Origin of the sequence: Hyalangium minutum, from assembly GCF_000737315.1 — a bacterium.
GTDB lineage: Bacteria > Myxococcota > Myxococcia > Myxococcales > Myxococcaceae > Hyalangium > Hyalangium minutum.
Genome location: NZ_JMCB01000001.1, coordinates 511,536 through 528,642 on the forward strand (window position 1 = coordinate 511,536; position 17,107 = coordinate 528,642).

The 17,107-nt window shown below is 67.5% G+C and carries 14 protein-coding genes; 6 read left to right on the forward strand and 8 right to left on the reverse strand.

Translation table 11 applies throughout. The features are described 5' to 3' along the window. Positions 1 to 53: 53 nt before the first annotated feature. Complete coding sequence (locus DB31_RS01825) at positions 54 to 605, reverse strand: DUF2780 domain-containing protein (RefSeq protein WP_044181094.1); 552 nt, start codon at positions 603 to 605, stop codon at positions 54 to 56. A 14-nt stretch (positions 606 to 619) separates the two neighbouring features. Then, positions 620 to 2,104 carry an SAM-dependent methyltransferase gene (locus tag DB31_RS44415; protein ID WP_052419647.1) on the reverse strand — a complete coding sequence of 495 codons (1,485 nt, stop codon included), beginning with the start codon at positions 2,102 to 2,104 and terminating at the stop codon, positions 620 to 622. Between the two features lie 168 nt (positions 2,105 to 2,272). Here DB31_RS44415 and DB31_RS01835 point away from each other — a divergent pair, with 168 nt between their 5' ends. After that, on the forward strand, positions 2,273 to 5,554 hold the full coding sequence (locus tag DB31_RS01835) for a C45 family autoproteolytic acyltransferase/hydrolase (RefSeq protein WP_083967962.1): 3,282 nt from the start codon (positions 2,273 to 2,275) through the stop codon (positions 5,552 to 5,554). 34 nt (positions 5,555 to 5,588) lie between these two features. After that, positions 5,589 to 6,833, forward strand: coding sequence for an alpha/beta hydrolase-fold protein (locus DB31_RS01840; RefSeq protein WP_052419648.1), 1,245 nt, complete (start codon positions 5,589 to 5,591; stop codon positions 6,831 to 6,833). Between the two features lie 4 nt (positions 6,834 to 6,837). Here the strand turns inward: DB31_RS01840 and DB31_RS01845 are convergent, their stop codons facing one another. Beyond that, positions 6,838 to 7,209 carry a VOC family protein gene (locus tag DB31_RS01845; RefSeq protein ID WP_044181100.1) on the reverse strand — a complete coding sequence of 124 codons (372 nt, stop codon included), beginning with the start codon at positions 7,207 to 7,209 and terminating at the stop codon, positions 6,838 to 6,840. Between the two features lie 181 nt (positions 7,210 to 7,390). Here DB31_RS01845 and DB31_RS01850 point away from each other — a divergent pair, with 181 nt between their 5' ends. From DB31_RS01850 to DB31_RS01860, 3 genes are read left to right on the forward strand one after another with little or no spacing between them, the layout of a single operon-like run. Next, complete coding sequence (locus DB31_RS01850) at positions 7,391 to 8,749, forward strand: AHH domain-containing protein (RefSeq protein WP_044181102.1); 1,359 nt, start codon at positions 7,391 to 7,393, stop codon at positions 8,747 to 8,749. A gap of 15 nt (positions 8,750 to 8,764) precedes the next feature. Continuing rightward, positions 8,765 to 9,328, forward strand: a complete 564-nt coding sequence (locus DB31_RS01855) for an imm11 family protein (RefSeq protein ID WP_044181105.1) — start codon at positions 8,765 to 8,767, stop codon at positions 9,326 to 9,328. A 17-nt stretch (positions 9,329 to 9,345) separates the two neighbouring features. After that, positions 9,346 to 10,050 (forward strand): DNA alkylation repair protein, encoded by a 705-nt coding sequence (locus tag DB31_RS01860; RefSeq protein ID WP_044181108.1) that lies wholly within the window; start codon positions 9,346 to 9,348, stop codon positions 10,048 to 10,050. Between the two features lie 6 nt (positions 10,051 to 10,056). Here the strand turns inward: DB31_RS01860 and DB31_RS01865 are convergent, their stop codons facing one another. Together DB31_RS01865 and DB31_RS01870 are read right to left on the reverse strand one after the other, a co-directional pair. Then, positions 10,057 to 10,209, reverse strand: a complete 153-nt coding sequence (locus DB31_RS01865) for a hypothetical protein (protein ID WP_169786992.1) — start codon at positions 10,207 to 10,209, stop codon at positions 10,057 to 10,059. 99 nt (positions 10,210 to 10,308) lie between these two features. Continuing rightward, complete coding sequence (locus DB31_RS01870; protein WP_083967963.1) at positions 10,309 to 11,589, reverse strand: DmpA family aminopeptidase; 1,281 nt, start codon at positions 11,587 to 11,589, stop codon at positions 10,309 to 10,311. On the opposite strand from DB31_RS01870, the gene DB31_RS01875 reads away from it, so the two are divergent. Further along, positions 11,588 to 12,991: an alanine/glycine:cation symporter family protein gene (locus DB31_RS01875; RefSeq protein WP_240486476.1), complete on the forward strand. Its 1,404-nt coding sequence runs from the start codon at positions 11,588 to 11,590 to the stop codon at positions 12,989 to 12,991. The two genes, DB31_RS01870 and DB31_RS01875, sit on opposite strands and share 2 nt — an antisense overlap. On the opposite strand, the gene DB31_RS01880 is transcribed toward DB31_RS01875, so the two are convergent. From DB31_RS01880 to DB31_RS01890, 3 genes are all read right to left on the reverse strand, one after another. Next, positions 12,955 to 14,289 (reverse strand): cytochrome P450, encoded by a 1,335-nt coding sequence (locus DB31_RS01880; protein ID WP_044181116.1) that lies wholly within the window; start codon positions 14,287 to 14,289, stop codon positions 12,955 to 12,957. The genes DB31_RS01875 and DB31_RS01880 overlap by 37 nt on opposite strands. 14 nt (positions 14,290 to 14,303) lie before the next feature. After that, complete coding sequence (locus DB31_RS01885; RefSeq protein ID WP_044181119.1) at positions 14,304 to 15,986, reverse strand: flavin monoamine oxidase family protein; 1,683 nt, start codon at positions 15,984 to 15,986, stop codon at positions 14,304 to 14,306. 241 nt (positions 15,987 to 16,227) lie between these two features. Continuing rightward, complete coding sequence (locus tag DB31_RS01890) at positions 16,228 to 17,085, reverse strand: SEL1-like repeat protein (RefSeq protein ID WP_052419649.1); 858 nt, start codon at positions 17,083 to 17,085, stop codon at positions 16,228 to 16,230. Positions 17,086 to 17,107 lie beyond the last annotated feature (22 nt).

Here is a 17,107-nt window from a genome sequence, read left to right on the forward strand (position 1 = left end):
CACCTCGGCCCGGGTGTGCCCCCCTCACCGGAGCGCTCGCAGACTCCCGCCGATCAGCTCAGAAGACCGCCCAGCACTCCGCCCAGGCCGCCGCCACCGCTCGGCGTGCCCGAGCCTCCCCCGCCACCGCCCGCGAGCATCGGGACGACCGCGAGGACCTTGCTCACCAGCCCGGGATCGAGCCGGGACTTGAGGAAGTTGAGGACGATCGGAGCAATCAACGTCGCCTTACTCGCGTCGATGTTGAAGCGCTGCGCCAGCGACACCAGCGCCGCAACTTCCCCGGCTTGGGAAGCCGCTCCGCCCAGCGCGCCCATCAGCCCGCCCAGGCCGCCACCCGCGCCGCCCTGAGAAGGTGCTCCGCCCATCAGCCCGCCGAGCGCGCCCATCAGCCCGCCGCCCGCATCGCCCGCAGGAGCCTGAGCCTGGGCCGCCTGCTGCCAGCCGCTCAGCTCGGGAACGGCCTGGGCCACCTGCCCGGCGGCGTCATCCCCCAGCTTCTCCTTCACGGCGCCCTGCACGAGCCCGAGCACGGAGCCCGCCAGCCCCTGCGCCTGCTGCGGATTCACTCCGAGCTGCTGCGTCAGCTGTCCGATCAGATCCATGGTGTCCCCTCGGGTTACTGCTGCGTCGCCACCGGGTTCGGCCCCACCCAGCGGGCCTCGCGGCTGAAGGCCTGGTCCTTTGCCTCCTCGGGGCTGACCGTTCCCTTATCGTTCACCGTGTTCTTCGTCATGGTGATCATGAACACCGTGGAGCTGCCCTGCCCCGCGATGATCACCGACCAGCCCAGGAACACCATCCACATCCGGAACCAACGCTGGCCGTACTTCGCCACGATCGCCGCCTCGTTCCGCTTCCAGTTCTCGTACCACTTGCGGATCGTCAGGCCGTAGTGCACCCCACAGTTCTCCACCCGGTGCACCTCGAACTCAGCGCGCTCCGCCTGGTTGATGACGAAGCCCAGCGGGCAGCTCGCGTCCGCTCCCGGGAAGATGTACTTGCCCATGAAGAGGCCCCACACCAGGTCCTCGAACTGCCACGGGCGCCGCAGGCCGGCGATCTGCAGATAGAAGATGCCGTCGTCCTTCAGCATCCCCTTCACCTGCAGCAGGAACTTCTGGAAGTTCTTGATGCCGACGTGCTCGGCCATCTCCAGACAGGTGATCTTGTCGTACTTCTCCACCGGCAGGTTGCGGTAGTCGTCCACCAGCACCCGCACCCGATCCGCCACCCCGTTGTCCGCGGCGCGCTTGTTCGCCCAGTCTGCCTGCTCCTGGGCCAGCGTGATGCCCGTGCTGTGCGTGCCGAAGTTCTTCGCCGCGTGCACGATGAGCGGGCCCCAGCCACAGCCAATGTCCAGGTGCTTCTCGCCCGGCTTCATCTGCACGTACTTGCAGACCGTCTCCAGCTTGCGCTCCTGCGCCACCTCGAGCGACTCGTCCGGGCTCCGGAACATGCCGCTGGTGTACGTCATCGTCGGCCCGAGGAACCAATTGTAGAAGTCGTTGCCGCGGTTGTAGACGTGGGCGATGTCGCCGCGATCCGACTCGATGCTGTGCGTGACGTTCTGCCCGAGGAACTCGCGGAAGTAGAACTTCACATCCCCCCACGTGAAGCAGAAGCGGAACAACTGGTTACGGCGCAGCAGCGTCTCGTGGACGTCCTGCTTGAAGTCCAGCTTCTCGGCCATGTAGGCCTCGTAGAGGATCTCCATGGGGATCTTCTTCCCCGTCCACTTCGCCGCCTCCTGCGGATCGCGCCAGCTGACGTACTGCTCCCACTTCGCCGTGCCATCGCTGGTCTGGTACGAGCGGTAGACCAGGTACAGCAGAGGCACCACCACGCCCAGCAGCGGCACCGCCAGCCAGCTGATGACGAACACGGGCCAGCCGCGGTTGAGGATGAGCGTCATCACCGTGGCAAAGAGGGTCGGGATGAGGAGCAGGGTGAACCGGCTCTGCTCCATCAGCCACAGGATGAAGGAGAGGCCATGTCCCCGGCCCTTCTCGGCAGGGCGAACGAGGGAGAGAGGGGCCGCCTGATGTGTCGAGGGGCGGGGCTGGTCCGGCGTGGGCGTTGCAGTCGCGAGGGGCTGGGTCATGGGCCCGCCTCTTAGCCGCCCAGGGCGAGAAAGCAACAAGGAGGGCCTTCAAAACCCAGAAGTTGCCGAGGCCTGCCCCTACTCCAGCGCCCCATCTCCAGGTAGAAGCCAGGAACGTTCCTGGGCCCCTCCCTCTCCCCGGCACAACTGAATATGCACACTCAATGCATGCCTTGGCGTCTGCTCTCCGTGCTCGTCTGGGCTCTGGGGCTCTTGCCAGCCGCGTCCGCCCAGGCCGCCCAGGTCCCCGTGGCCAATCCGGGCTTCGAGGCGCTTGCAGGCTCGGGGCTGCCCACCGGCTGGTCCGTGACAGGACCCGGCCAGGTGAGCGCCACCCCCTCTGTGCACGCCGAGGGAAGCCGGAGCCTCTCCATCCAGAACCCTCCCGGCGGCGCGGAGACCACCGTCGAGTCCGAGCCCCTGAAGCTCCAGGTCGGCCGCCTCTACCGCCTCAGCGCCTGGGCCCGCGCCCGCGGCGTGCAGGCCGACCCCACCGCGCGCTACCCCACCGCCGTGGGCGCCTGCCTGGCCATGAAGAGCTTCCCCTTCACCAACTGCACCCCCATTCCCAGCACCGAGCAGGGCGGCCGCGTCTCCGCGTTCTTCTTCGCCCCCCAGAGCACGGACCGTGTGCAGGTGAACCTGGGCCGCAACGGCAAGGCCACGGGCACCCTCTGGGTGGATGACGTGCGGCTCGAGGAGGTGGACGACATCACCGCGTATCTCCCCCTGGAGTCCGTGCGCTGGGCCGGCAAGGGCTTCCGCTATGACGAGGGCGGGTGGATCTTCGTCCACATCGAGGGCGAGCCCTACGAGCGCGGCCGCCAGTACGGCGAGCTCGTCGCCCCGGAGCTCGCCCGCTACATCGACAAGCTCGGGGTGCAGATGGACAAGGAGGATCCGGCCAGCGGCTGGGCCCGAGTCCGGCTGATGGCGGACTCGCTCTTCCTGCGCAAGTTCGACACCGAATTCCTCGAGGAGATGCGCGGCATCGCGGACGGCGCCACCAAAGGCGGCGCCAAGGTCAAGGAACGCGCTTCGGACTCCGCCAGTGAGGAACGGAGCGGGCTCAAGGAGCGTGCGGTGGATCTGCTGGACATCGTCGCCCTCAACTCGGCGGTGGACCTGAGCTCGCTGGAGTCCGCCAACCAAGTGACGGCCACACCGCTGTCCGGCCGCATCTTCACCTCCGGCGAGGAGGAGGCCGAGCGCGCCGGCAAGGGGGACCACTGCTCCTCCTTCGTCGCCACCAGGTCCGCCACCCCGGATGGCCGCGTCATCATGGGCCACATCTTCATGTGGAACAGCTACACCGGCGTGCACTGGGACGTGGCGCTGGACGTGCAGCCCAGCCGCGGCCACCGCTTCGTCATGCAGACGTTCCCCGGCGGCATCCACAGCGGCGCCGACTGGTACATCAACGACGCGGGGCTCGTCGTCGCGGAGACGACCGTGGGCCAGACGCCCTTCAACCCCAACGGCACGCCCCAGAGCAACCGCATCCGCAAGGCCGTCCAGTACGCCTCCTCCATCGAGGAGGCGGCCCGCATCATGAAGGACAAGAACAACGGGCTCTACAGCAACGACTGGGTGATGGCGGACACCAAGACGGACGAGGGGGCCTGCCTCCTGCTCGGCACCGAGAAGGCGAAGCTGTGGCGCACCGGCGGTAAGGGCATCGCCTCGGACACGCCCGGCAACCTCAAGGACTTCATCTGGGCCAACAACAACAACCGGGACCTCGAGGTCCGCAAGGAGTACGTGCCCAACCCTAACAACGCCCCGGTGGACCTCGCCTTCAACACCTGGAACCGGGACATCGCCTTCTCGCGCTTCTATGAGAAGTACGGCCACGGCGGCATCACCCTGGACTCCGCCATCCGGCTGCTGGCCTCCAGCCCCATCAACCGCCCCCACGCCTCGGATGGGAAGGTCACCACCAGCGAGATGAGCGAGAAGCTCATGTTCCTGGCGCACTATGGCAAGACGACGCTGCGCGAGAAGATGGTGGGCAGCCGCTTCATTCCTCCGCTCCCGGGCGCCACGCCCCACCTCTCCCTCGGCTACACCGCCTTCAGCCCTCTCTATGTGGCGGACCGGCTCAAGGCCGCCCGCACGTCCTTCAAGCCCGAGCCCGAGCTGAAGGAGCCTCCGCGCGAGCTGGGCAAGCTCAAGGATGCGCTCTCCTTCGATAAGGCGCTGCTGTGGTCCAACACCGTGTTCCCCTCGACGGAGGGGGAGAACTGGCTGGTGAGTGGCTCGGCCGCCTACTGGAGCCTCCTGAAAGCCCTGCCCGAGGGCCCGGAGAAGGCTGAGAAGGCCTTCGAGCAACAGCGCGACACCCTGGCGGAGCTCAACACCCGCTTCCTCATCATCACCGGACGCGAAGGGGACCTGCCCGCCGTGGCCGCTCGCACCACCTATGATCGCTATGGCACCTACCTGGTGCCGCGCATGAAGGGCACCTTCCTGCTGCACCAGCTCCGGCTGCTGCTGGGCAACAAGGCCTTCTCCCAGCTCATGCAGACCGCCCACGCGCGCTATGCCAGCCGGCCCATCACCACCGCGGACTTCGTCAAGACCGCCTCCGCCTCGGCGGGGCGCGACTTGAAGCCCTTCATCTCCCAGTGGCTGGAGCGCGGCGGGCTGCCCCAGCCTCGCATCCAGTCCCGATTCACCCCGGCCAAGGACGGCTACGACGTGACGCTCAAGGTGGAGCAAGCGGACACGCCCTACCACTTCGTCACCACCGTGGAGTTATGGACCGAGAAGGCCCGCCTCCTCGAGCGCGTCGAGGTGAAGGGCTCCAGCGACACCTTCACCTTCCACACCGCGGACAAGCCCGTGCGCGTGGTGTTCAACCCCTCCTATGACATCCCCGTGCCCCGCGAGCGCTACTACACGCTGGGCCAGCAGCTGGAGGAGTTCGACCGCCTCACGTTCGTCCACGGCACCGCCCGGCAGGTGGAGTCCATGCGGACACTGGTCCTGAACTACCGCGAGGCCATGGCGGATGCCTCCGTAGAGGTGCTCCCGCCCCTCAAGCCGGACGCCGAGGTCACCGATCAAGAGCTGGCCGAGAGAGACCTCGTCCTCTTCGGCGGGGCCGAGGACAACACGTTGGTGGCGCGGCTGGCAGCCGAGAAGAAGCTGCCGGTGGAGCTGGGCCGGCGATACTTCCGCTGGCAGGGCAAGACGTATGGCCGCCCGGAGGATGGGCTGGCCCTGGCGATGCCCAATCCGTGGAACCCCCAGCGCGTGCTGTACCTCTACCTGTCCAACAGCGCACTCGAGCTGTGGCACATGACGCGGACCTTCCGGCGGGGGCTCCAGAGCTGGGCGCTCTTCCGTGGCCCCGAGGTCAGCGAGCGAGGCTTCCATGCGCCCGAGGCGCTGACGCAGGAGTTCACAGAGCGTTCACCCGTTCCCATCAGCCTGCCACCGCGCTGAGCACCCGGGAGGGGCTTGGGCTATCTTCCCGCGCATGACGCAGCGAATTGCAGCCCGAGTAGCGTTTCTCCTGTGCCTCACCGTGGGGTTCGGAGCCAGTGCCAGTGGCCCGGCTGCCCTGGCCAAGGGCCTGAACACCGCCGTCACCTTCGACGTCGCCGTGCCGCTCGAGACCGCCTCCAACGCCGAGGTGTGGGTCTCCGGCAACGACGAGGCGCTGGGCAAGTGGAACGGCGCGGGCGTGAAGCTCTCGCGCGGACCGGACGGGCGCTATACCGGCTCCGTCTCGCTCCCGGTCGACACCTCCGTCGAGTTCAAGGTCACCCGCGGCTCCTGGGAGACGGTGGAGAAGGCTCGCGACGGCAAGGAGATCCCCAACCGCACCTTCAAGGTGGGCACCAAGAAGCAGACCGTGGCCATCACCGTGTTCCGCTGGGCCGACCAGTCCGCCCCGCCCACCATGCGCACGCTCGTGGGCAACATCCGCTACCTGCGCCAGGTGCCGTCGCGCTTCCTGCCGAAGAAGCGCGATGTCATCGTCTGGCTGCCTCCGGACTACGAGGACAGCCCGAGGAAGCGCTACCCCGTGCTCTACATGCACGACGGACAGAACCTCATGGACAAGGCCACCGCCTACTCCGGCGAGGAGTGGCGTGTGGACGAGGCCGCCCAGCAGGCCATCCAGGCCGGTGACGTGGAGCCGCTCATCATCGTCGGCATCTACAACACCGAGGATCGCTTCGCCGAGTACACCCCGGTGAAGGACCCGGGTGAGTTCTCCAAGTACGGCGGAGGCAACGCGGACGCGTACGGGCGCTTCATCGTCGAGGAGCTCAAGCCAGCGATCGATCGGACGTTCCGCACCAAGCAGGATCCGGAGAGCACGGGGCTCGGGGGCTCGTCGCTCGGAGGCCTGGTGACGATGTACCTGGGAGTGAAGTACCCCCACGTGTTCCGGCGGCTGGCGGTGGTGTCGCCCTCGGTGTTCTGGGCGAACAAGGACATCGTCACCCGGGTGAAGGCGCTGAAGAAGAAGCAGCCCTTGAAGATCTGGATGGACATCGGCACCGACGAGTCCAAGGGCAGCCAGGAGACGGTGGAGGATACGCGGCAGCTGCGCGATGCCCTGGTGGAGGAGGGCTGGGTGCTCGGCAAGGACTTGAAGTACGTGGAGGTGGCGGGCGCCGTCCACTCCGAGGCGGCCTGGTCCGAGCGCATCGACGAGGTGCTCCGGTACCTCTATCCCACGCCCTGGTACAAGCCGCCTCCCTCTCCCTGAGGCCTCAGGCAGGCTCGATGAAGTTGAGCCGGTAGCCGTCGGGATCGGTGATGAGGATCTCTCGGGTGTGCCAGGGCTGGAGGGTGGGCCCATCCACCTCCACTCCGAGCTTGAGGGCGCGGGCAATCACGGCATCGAGCCCCCCGGGGCCGGCCCGGAAACCCACCAGGACGCCGAGCCCCCGCCGGCCTTGCAGCGCCGAGCCTGTGGGCGTGGCAACCAAGTAGACGTCCGCGCTGTCACCCCACTTCAGGTGGATGAAGGGGGGCTCGGACTGCGTCCGCTCGAAGCCCAGCGCCTCATAGAACCGTGCCGAGCGCTCGCCGTCCGCCACGAGCATCTTCACGAAGCCCACTGTCCCCGTTTCGCTTCCCATGAGCGGTGTCTAGCGAAGAGCGCGGGGGATGGCCACAGGCGAAGCCTCGCGGGGCACTTCCTTGCCTCTTGGCGGCTCACCTGGAGGGTGTGCCGGGTTGAGAGACAAGCACCACTTGGTGAGCCCTCCTCTGCCACGTGACGGACCTCTAGCCTGCTCTCCTACGACACGAGGGGGGCTCATGAACTTCTGGCAGTGTCTGTTGAGGCTCGAAGCGGTGCTGATGACCATCATGGTGGCGGGGTGCGGCACTGCGGCGCCAACGATCCGGGTGGAGAATGGCTCGCGGGGAGAAACCGTCCTCTTCATTCCGCGCTCCGCCACGGTGGATCCCATCGAGGTTTCACCGGAGGAAGTCACCCAGGCGCTCCAGCGCATGGCGCGGCAGGTGCGATTGAGCGGTTCACCGCGCGAGACGGTGGAGCGCTTGTTTCAGCTCGACGCGCTTTACGGTGACTACCTGTACCTGCTGCGGGAGCGGAAGGTCGTCCCATTGGAGGGAGGCACTCCCCTGGAAGGGGCACTGACGCTACAGGAGCAGCAGTGGGTCACCTGGTACGCGGACTGGTGCCGCAGCGAGCACCGGTTCAACGGAGATTGTCTGGGGGGAGCGCTGGTGGCTGGCAAGTACATGGACCTGCGAGGCCGCTACATGTGGGCCATGGCCCTGAGCAAGAGCCCTGTGCTGGAGGAGTTCGAGAAGGCACTGGGGCACATGGTCACCATGCGGGCTGTCCTCCAGGCAGCGATGTGCACCGTCGTCACCTTGCTGGTGCTGCTGGCCATGCCCGATCCGGTGACCAAGTTCATCGCCGCCTGGGCCACCGTGGCGCTCATTTATTGGGTGGGCGCCAAGACGCTCTACCGGCTGGTGGAGGGTTGGTTTCAGTTGATGAAGGAGGTGCAGGAGGCCACCACGTTCGAGGAGCTGCGCGAGGCGGGTGAGCGGTTCGGCAAATTGTTCTCACGCGAGGCGGCCCAGGCGTTCGCGCTGGTGGCCATGGCGCTGCTGACGCACACGGCGAAGGACTTCGCGCAGCAGGTGAGCACACTGCCCGGCTCGGCGCAGGTGTCCATGCAGGCGGAGGCGCAAGGAGGACTGTTGCTGTCCGAAGTGGCCACCGTGGAGTCGGTGGCAGTAACGGCCGATGGCTTCACCGTAGCGCTGGGCCCTGGCGCGGTGGCGATGGCGGCGAACGGAGGGCGCGGGGGCCGCACGCAGAAGCACCACATCGGAACCATCGCCAACAAGAAGTCCTCCCTGCGGGGGGGGCCGTGGACTCCCTTGTTCGAGAAGCTCTTCGCCAGAGCCGGAATGCGCCTGAAGGACGCCGAAAACGTCGTGCCCATCCAGGGGCACAGAGGACCTCACCCGCAGCGCTACCATGAACTCATCTACAAACGGCTTCAGGGTGCACTGGGAGACTGTCGCAGCATCTCGGAGTGCCGAGAGTACTTGACCCGGGAACTCCGAGATCTCGCGGAAGAGATTTCCACTCCCGGAACGGAGTTGAATCAGCTCGTCACCCTAGGCCACTGACGCTAGAACGTCCCTATGGCTCAGCGCTTCTTCGAGCTCGCCGACGACCGCTATTTCCCTCGACGCTGGCACCTGGATACCCCCACCACCAGCGAGGGCCGAAAGGTGCACGACTGGGACTTCACGAAGGGTGCGCCCGTGCACGTCGAGGGCCGGTTGAATATCCCGATCGAAATCGCGGGTAGGCCCTTGGACTATTGTTGGGCAGGTCTGAGCATCCCCGTCGTTCACATTAGAGTGGCGACCGTCCTGGCGGAATTGGCCTCCCACGACATTCAGCTCATCCCCGCCGACATTGATGGGCGACCAGATCAGTACCTCGTCATGGTGGCCACGCGCCTCATCCGCTGCATTGATGAGAAGTCCTCCCGGATCAGGCTCTGGACCGTGGAGGACAGCGTGCCCAAGAAGGTGGGCCAGTACCGGGACGTCCGGGACCTGCGCATCGACAAGACGAAGGTGGGCAACGCCCAGGTGTTCCGTCCAGAGGGGTGGGAAGTCGTCTTGATCGTCTCCGAGGAGATCAAGAACGCCATGGAGCACCTCGGCACCACGGGCACAAGATTCACCGAGGTCTAACCCGCGAGGGCAGGAACATGTCAGCCGAGACCGTGGTGCAGGAACTGGCGCGGGCTGCCAACCCCGAGAAGGCAGCCTTCTTTCCCCGGTTCTTCAAGACGAGCCCGGGGGAGTACGCCGAAGGCGACCAGTTCCTCGGTGTGACGGTGCCGGAGCAGCGCCGTATCGCCAAGAAGCACCGGGAGTTGCCGTTGCCAGAGATCTCGAAGCTGGTGAGCAGCCCAATCCACGAGCACCGCCTCACGGGGTTCCTGGTGCTCACCGAGAAGTTCCGCAAGGCGGACGAAGACACCCGGGCGCGGCTCTTCACGTTCTGCCGCAAGCACTTGGCGGGGATCAACAACTGGGACCTGGTGGACACGGTGGCGCCGAAGATCTTCGGGGAGCACCTGATTGCTCACCCGGAGCTGCGGAAGATGCTTCACACCTTTGCGGGGGACACGTCGCTGTGGAAGCGGCGCATCGCCATCATCTCCACGCAAGCGTTCATCCGGCGCGGAGATTTCGAGGACACGCTGACGCTCGCGGAGCGCCTGCTCCGCGACCCGCACGATCTGATTCACAAGGCCGTGGGGTGGATGCTTCGCGAGGTGGGTGACCGAGATCGAGCGCGGCTGGAGGAGTTCCTCGAACGCCACGCCGCGGAGATGCCACGCACGATGCTCCGCTACGCCATCGAGAAGTTCTCGCCCGAGCGCCGCCGCCACTTTATGGAGCGGTGAGAGCCATCAGGAACGCTGCGCGTACTTCTTCCAGAGCTGGGGGACCGTGGCAACTTCTCCAGCGACGTAGATCGGGTGCGCGACCTGATCCGGTCCGTTCCGCAGGATGACGCTCCGAATCTGCGGCTCGCGGTCCTTGGCACTCGCAATGGAGGCCACAAGGAACGCTCCCCAGAGTGCCCCACCTGACACGAGGTTTCGCATGAGGCATGGGAACCTATCAGATTGGGAGCACCGTGCCCAACCCACAGGAAAGGTTCACTTCCGGCCGTACTTCTTCATCGCCTCCATCAGCCGGTCGTGAGGCAGGGCGTAGACGCGGATGCCATCCGCTCCCGTCATAGTGTCCGCCGCCAGCATCGCGTTGAGGATGGCCTCTTGCGTTGCCTGCACCGTGGCCTCGAAGAGTGGGTTCATTCGCTCGTTGTCCAGCGTGGACACCGTTGCCACAGGGCCCGGCGTGGCTGGCTGCGTCGCCTGGGTCGAGAACGCCACGAAGAGATCCCCCGACCCGTCCTCCCCCAACCCTCCCATCTTCCCGATGCCCAGCGGCACCCTCCGCGCGATCCGCTGCAGTTGGTGCGGCAGCAGTGGCGCGTCCGTCCCCACCACCACGATGATCGACCCCATCCCCTCCGGGTACGACGGCAGCGACGCTCCCTGCTTCGTGCACTGAGGCATCTTGTGGATCAGTGGGTTCGAGGGCGGCTGGTCACTCACCGTGCACGCCTGCAGATCCGGGATCTCCTCCCCCACCGGAACCCCCGCCACCGTCAGGTTTCGGCGCTTGCCGTAGTTGCACTGCACCAGCACCCCCACTGTGTAGCCCCCCTGTGCCTCCGGCAGCTTGCGCGAGGCCGTGCCGATCCCTCCCTTGAAGCCGTTGCAGATCATCCCCGTCCCGCCTCCCACCGAGCCCTCCGCCACCGGGCCGCCGCTCGCCCCATCCAGCGCCTTGAACACGTGCTCCTGCCTCACGTGGAACCCGTCCACGTCGTTCAGGATGCCGTCGTACGTCTCCGCCACCACCGGCAGGCTCAGCTCGAACGACCGGCCCCGCTTCAGCGCCCACGCGATGATCGCGTCGCGCACCGTTCCCACGCTGCTCGTCGTCGTCAGCAGCACCGGGCCGTAGAGCAGCCCGGACTCGTTCAGCCAGTGCGTCCCCGTCATCTCCCCGTTGCCGTTCAGCACGTACGTCCCCCCGAACACCGGCGCCTCCCCTGCCTTGCCCCTCGGCCACACCGCCGTCACCCCCGAGCGCACAGGCCCCTTCCCCACCACCAGCCGTCCCTCCCCCGAGATGATCGTCGCGTGCCCCACCTCCACTCCCGGCACATCCGTGATGGCGTCCAGCGGCCCCGGCTGGCCTCCAAACGGAATCCCCAAGTCCCTCGAGCGCGCCTTCGCCGGAGCCGCCGGCACGGGCTTCTTCGATGCGGTGGGCACCTTCACCGGCGCGGATTGGGCCGCGGCACTCAGGGGCCACGCCAGGAGGAACACAGCCAGCGGAACAGAGACAAGCGGATGAGAACCCATGGCCGCCCCTCCTATCAGCGGTGTAGCGTGCGCGCCACGCATGCTCCCCGAGCCCCTCCGCCGTGCCATCCTCTGGGCCAGTGACTTCGTCTGGGGCCCGTGGACACTCGTTATGCTCCTCGGAGCCGGACTCTTCCTCACCGTCCGCTACCGCTTCGCCCAGGTCCGTCTCTTCCCCGAGGCCGCGCGCACCCTCGTCCCCGCCCAGCAGGAAGGCGCTCGCGGCGCGCTCTCCCCCTTCCAGGCCTTCATGACCGCCCTGGGCGCCTCCATCGGCACCGGCAACATCGCCGGTGTCGCCACCGCCGTCGTCTCCGGCGGCCCCGGCGCCGTCTTCTGGATCTGGGTCTACGGATTCTTCGCCACCGTCATCAAGCTTACCGAGGCCATCCTCGGCATCCGCTACCGCTCGCTCAAGGACGGCCACCTCTCCGCTGGGCCCATGCACTACCTCCGCGAGGGCCTCCGCTCCCCCACCCTCGCCTGGATCTATGCCCTCGTGGCCGGCATCGCCGCCCTCACCACCACTCCCTTCACCCAACCCAACTCCATGGCTGTCGTCCTGGAGAGCCAGTTCCACATCCCCACCTGGGCGTCGGGGCTCGGCATTGCCGTGCTCGCCTGGCTCGTCATCATCGGCGGCGTGCGCTCCATCGGCCGCGCCGCCGAGGCGCTCGCGCCCCTCAAGGTCGGCCTCTATCTGGTCGGCGGACTCTGGGTCATTCTCTTCCACGCGGGCCAGATTCCCGACGTCTTCGCCCTCATCTTCCGCGAGGCCTTCTCTCTCGAAGGCGCCCGGGGCGGCACCGCTGGCGTCAGCGTCATGATCGCCATGCGCTACGGGCTCGCGCGCGGCATCTACGCCAACGAGGCCGGCTATGGCACCGCCGCCGTGGCCTACGGCACCGCTCGCAGCGAGCAGCCCCTCCAGCAGGGGCTCAACGCCGTGATGGAGGTCTTCATCGTCTCCTTCGTCACCTCCACCATCAGCGCCCTCACCATCCTCGTGAGCGGCGTGTGGCAGTCCGGCAAGACGAGCACCGCGCTGGTGGCCTCGGCCTTCGACACCGCCATCCCCGTGGGCGGCTGGGTCGTCGCCTTCTGCGCCTTCCTGTTCGGCTACACCACCCTCACCGGCTGGGCCTACTACGGTGAGCAGTTCCTCGAGTACATCGGCGGCCCGAAGATCACCAAGCCGTACCGGTGGATCTACTGCGGCCTCATCTACTTCGGCGCCGTCAGCAAACCCGAGCTCGTCTGGGCCTGGGGTGACCTGATGAACGGCCTCCAGATCTTCCCCAACATGGTCGGCATCATCGGCCTGTCCGGCGTGGTCGCCGCCATTTTGCGCGAGCGGAGCCAGGCTCAGGCGCTGGGCACCAGCGCCACCGGGCCCTCGTAGCGCAGCGGGACGCCGTCCTCGGGCGCGAGGGTGATGTGGCGGCGCACAGGCCGGATGGGCCGGTTGTGTCCCAGCGAGAAGCGGTGCCCCGACAGCAGCGTGCCCAGCGCCACCTTCATCTCATACAGCGCGAAGGCCGCTCCCAGGCAGCGCCGAGCCCCTCCGCCGAAGGGCATGTACTCGAAGGGCGAGAACTTCCGCTCCAGGAAGCGCTCGGGCCGGAAGCGCTCGGGCTCGGGGAACACCGCGGGGTTGGAGTGCGCCTGGGTGATCGACACCATCACCCCCATCCCCGCTGGCAGTGTGTGGCCTCGCAGCGTGAAGGGCACCCGGAGCCTCCGGTTCACCAGCGTCACCACCGGGAACAGCCGCAGCGTCTCGTCGCACACCGCGCTCAGGTACGGCAGCTTCGCCAGCGCCTCCGGCTCCGGCCGAGGCCCCAGCCCCCGCAGCTCCGCGTCCACCTTCTGCTTCGCCTCGGGCGTGCGGTGCAGCCAGTACAGCGCCCACGCCATGCCGATCGCCGTCGTCTCGTGCCCCGCGAACAACAGCGTGCGCAGCTCGTCCTTCAGCTCCGCGTCCGACATGGGCTGGCCCGCCTCGTCCCTCGCCGCCAAGAGCAGCGAGAGGATGTCCTCCCGGGAGTGGCCGTCCGCGCGCCGGAGCTCGAGCTGCTCCGTCAGCAGCCGGTCCAGGTGCCGCACCGTCTCCTGGAACCGCGCCCACGGGCCCCGGCCCCCGAACGAGCGGCGCAGCACCGGGAACATGGAGATGGGCACCGTATACGCCTGCGCGTACGCGCTGATGGCCTCCCGGAAGCGCCGCGCCCGCTCCGGCTCCTCCACGCCGAACACCACGCGAATGATGATGTCCAAGGAGATGCCCTGCGCCAGTTCCAGCGCCACCAGCGAGGCGCCCGGCCGCAGCCCCTCCACCGCCCGCGTGGTGATCTCCTGCATCTGGGTGCCGTAGGCCCGCATGCGCTCGCCATGGAAGGGCGGCATCAGCAGCTTGCGCTCCCGCTTGTGGCGCTCCCCGCCCAGCAGCAGCACAGAGTTCAGGCCTACGATCGGCTCCAGCGGCACGCGCGCGATCGGCTCGAAGATGTCCGGGTCCGCGGTGAAGATCTCCCGCAGGCCGCTCTCCTCGCCCGTGACCGCGACAGTGCCCATGGGCAGCTGCGCCACGAAGGGATCGCCATACTTCGCGACGCTCTCACGGACGAAACCCGCCGTGTCCTTCAGGAACCGCAGCGACTGGACGAGCCGGAACGGAGGCCCTTTGAGGGTGTGGGACATGGGTCAACCTCGGCTTACCCTGCGCGCCGCCGCACCGAGCGCCGCAGCCCGTCCAGCCAGCGGCCGTGCACCCGCGCCGACCGGGCTCGCTCCTGGATGCGTGCCCCAGGGCCCAAGGCCTCGGAGGCCGCCAGGCCGAGATCCTCCGCCACCTCGTCCGCCGCCATCGCCCCCGTGAGCGCCGCACCCTCCATGAAGCCCTGCGCGTCCAGGCTGGTGTGCTCGCCACAGAAGTGAACGTTGCCCACCCGCTCGATCTCCGCTCCGGCGATCGTCGTGAACTGGCCCACCGCATAGGCGGAGTAGCTGCCCAGCGTCAGCGGGTGAGTCGGCCACTGCATCCGCGCCACCGCGCCGTTCGCCAGGTCCTTCACGCCCGGGAAGACCTGGTTCAGCCCTGCAAGGAATTCCGCCGCCTGCTGCTCCGGTGTGCCCTCGCCCAGCGTCAGCCCCTTCCGGCCTCCCGTGTACTGCGTGAGGATGGCCGAGGAACCGGGCTGCAGGCGCGTGCTCTCCCACGATTGCTGGTAGCCCACGTCCGACAAGGTGCTCCCGTCCGAACGATGCGCCGCCGCTCGCCACAGCCGCGAGGAGACGCCCACCATCAGCTTCGCGTTCGTGCCGTACCCCAGCTCCTGGATGGCCTTGCGCTTCACCGCGGGCAGCTCCACTTGGAGCTCCATCTTCCGCAGCTGTGTGAACGGCAGAGCCAGCACGACATGCTCCGCCTTCACCTCCCGGGTGCCGCCGGGGGTGGAGAAGGTCAGCCGGTAGCGCCCGTCCGACAGCGCCTTGAGCTCCTGCAGCCGATGCTCCAGCTCGAGCTGCTCCGGCCCCAGGCGCTCGGCCAGCCGGCTGGGGAACGAATCATTGCCCCCCTTCGCGTGGAACCGCTCGTCGGACTCGCCGAAGAGCTCCAGCCGCGTGCGCTCTGTAGAGATGTACGTCAGCAGGTTGAGGCAGTTGCAGGCGTCCGGCTCCAGGCCAAACTCGCCGACATAGGCCGCCTCGATGAGCCGCCGCACGGGATCGCTCGCCGGGATGCCCACGCTCTCCATCCACGCGCTCAGCGAGAGCTGATCCAGCGCCTCGGCGCCATTGGGCGTCCGGTAGGTGATGTATTCCTCCGGATCCTCCAGTACCCCGAGCGCCTCCTCGATGCGCTCCGCGATGGGCGCGAAGCGCTGGAGAATCTCCGCCTCGGACAGCCGCCGCCCATCGAAGAAGGCCACCAGCCTGACCAGCTCGTTGTCGTCCTTCGAGTAGTCCAGCAGCTCGATCTCCAGCTCCTCGGCCAGGTCGTGCATTGTCTGGTGGCCGGTGTCGATGAACTCCCCGCCCAGCTCGCAGTGCTGGCCGTTGGGGAAGAGGTTGCGCTCGGAGAACATGCGCCCTCCCACGCGCGACGAGGCCTCGTACACCCGCGCCAGGACGCCGCGCCGCTGGAGCCGGTAGGCACAGTGCAGCCCGGCCATCCCTCCTCCCACGATGGCCACCTGCTCCTCCTCGCCTCCCCCGCAGGCCGAGAGCAGCGCCGCCCCCGCGGTCATCGCCCCCCCGTGGAGCAATGTCCGGCGGTTGAAACGCGCAGGCGCTTGGGGCCGAGCCGCCGCAGGGTCAGCAGGCAGGCTTGCGTCCGCCCTGCGAGCGGTGCGCAGCGCTCGCAGGACGACGTTCATGAGCTGGGTACGTGCCATGACTTCCTCGTGACTGGGGGGCCCCGGAGTCTGTTTTTCATCCCACGGGGAGCACATCGATCCCTAGGGCAGAGTGTCCTGCGCTTATCGCGCCGGGGAGCAGACGGGGAAGGACTGTAACCCGCAGCGGGGTTTCTTCGTAGAGCCCCCCGAGGGAGACAGTAGGCTGGCCGTGGACGCGTTGCGGCATCGGCAGCTCACCCGGGCGGCCCTGGCGCACCGCCGCCGGTGAGGATTCAGGTCAGGGCGTCTTCGGGGTGCTGGGGACTTTCCGGAGCGCGGCGCAGGCTGGCGCGAGTCCCAGCTCACAGCCTCGGGTGAAGAGGGACTTCGCGCGCTCCGGGTTCTTCTCCACCCCGTTGCCCTGAAGGTGGGCATAGCCGAGGTTGAGGCAGCCGCCCGGCATGGCCGCATTGCAGGACTTCTCGAAGAGGCCCACGGCCTTCTTCGGATCCTGCTTCACGCCGCTGCCCGTCATGTACGCCACGCCCAACGCGCTGCAGGCGGACATGTTCCCCTTCTCGCACCCCTTGTCGAGGTACGTGGCGGAGCGCTCCGGGTTCTTCTCCACCCCATTGCCCTTCGCGTACGCCATCCCCAGGCTGAGGCAGCCATCCGCGTGGCCCCCGTTGCAGGCCTTCTCATAAAACGTGGCGGCCTTGGCGAGATCCTGCGTCCCTTGGAGCCCCATGGTGTGGGCCAGCCCCAGGTTGAAGCAGCCCTTCGGATCGTTGCCATTGCAGGCCTTGTCGAAGAACTCCACGGCCTTCCGCGAATCCCTCGGCACGCCCTGCCCCTCTGCGTAGGAGATGCCGAGGTTGGTGCACGCGTCCATGTGTCCCTTGTCGCAGGCCTTCTGGAAGAAGGTGGCGGCACGAGCGTCGTCCTTCGTCACGCCACCGAGCCCCTGCTGGAAGACCAGGGCCAGGTTGAAGCACTCGCCCGCATCTCCCTTCTTGCAGCCCTTCTCGTGGGCCTTCGCCTGACGGGACAGCTCTTCCTTTCCAAAGAACTCCTCGGCCTTCGAGGCCCCTTGTGCGAGGCCCCGCGTTGCCAGCAGGACGAGGGCCAGACAGATCCCGGCTCCAGAACGGCACATGAGAAACACCTCCCGGGCCCAA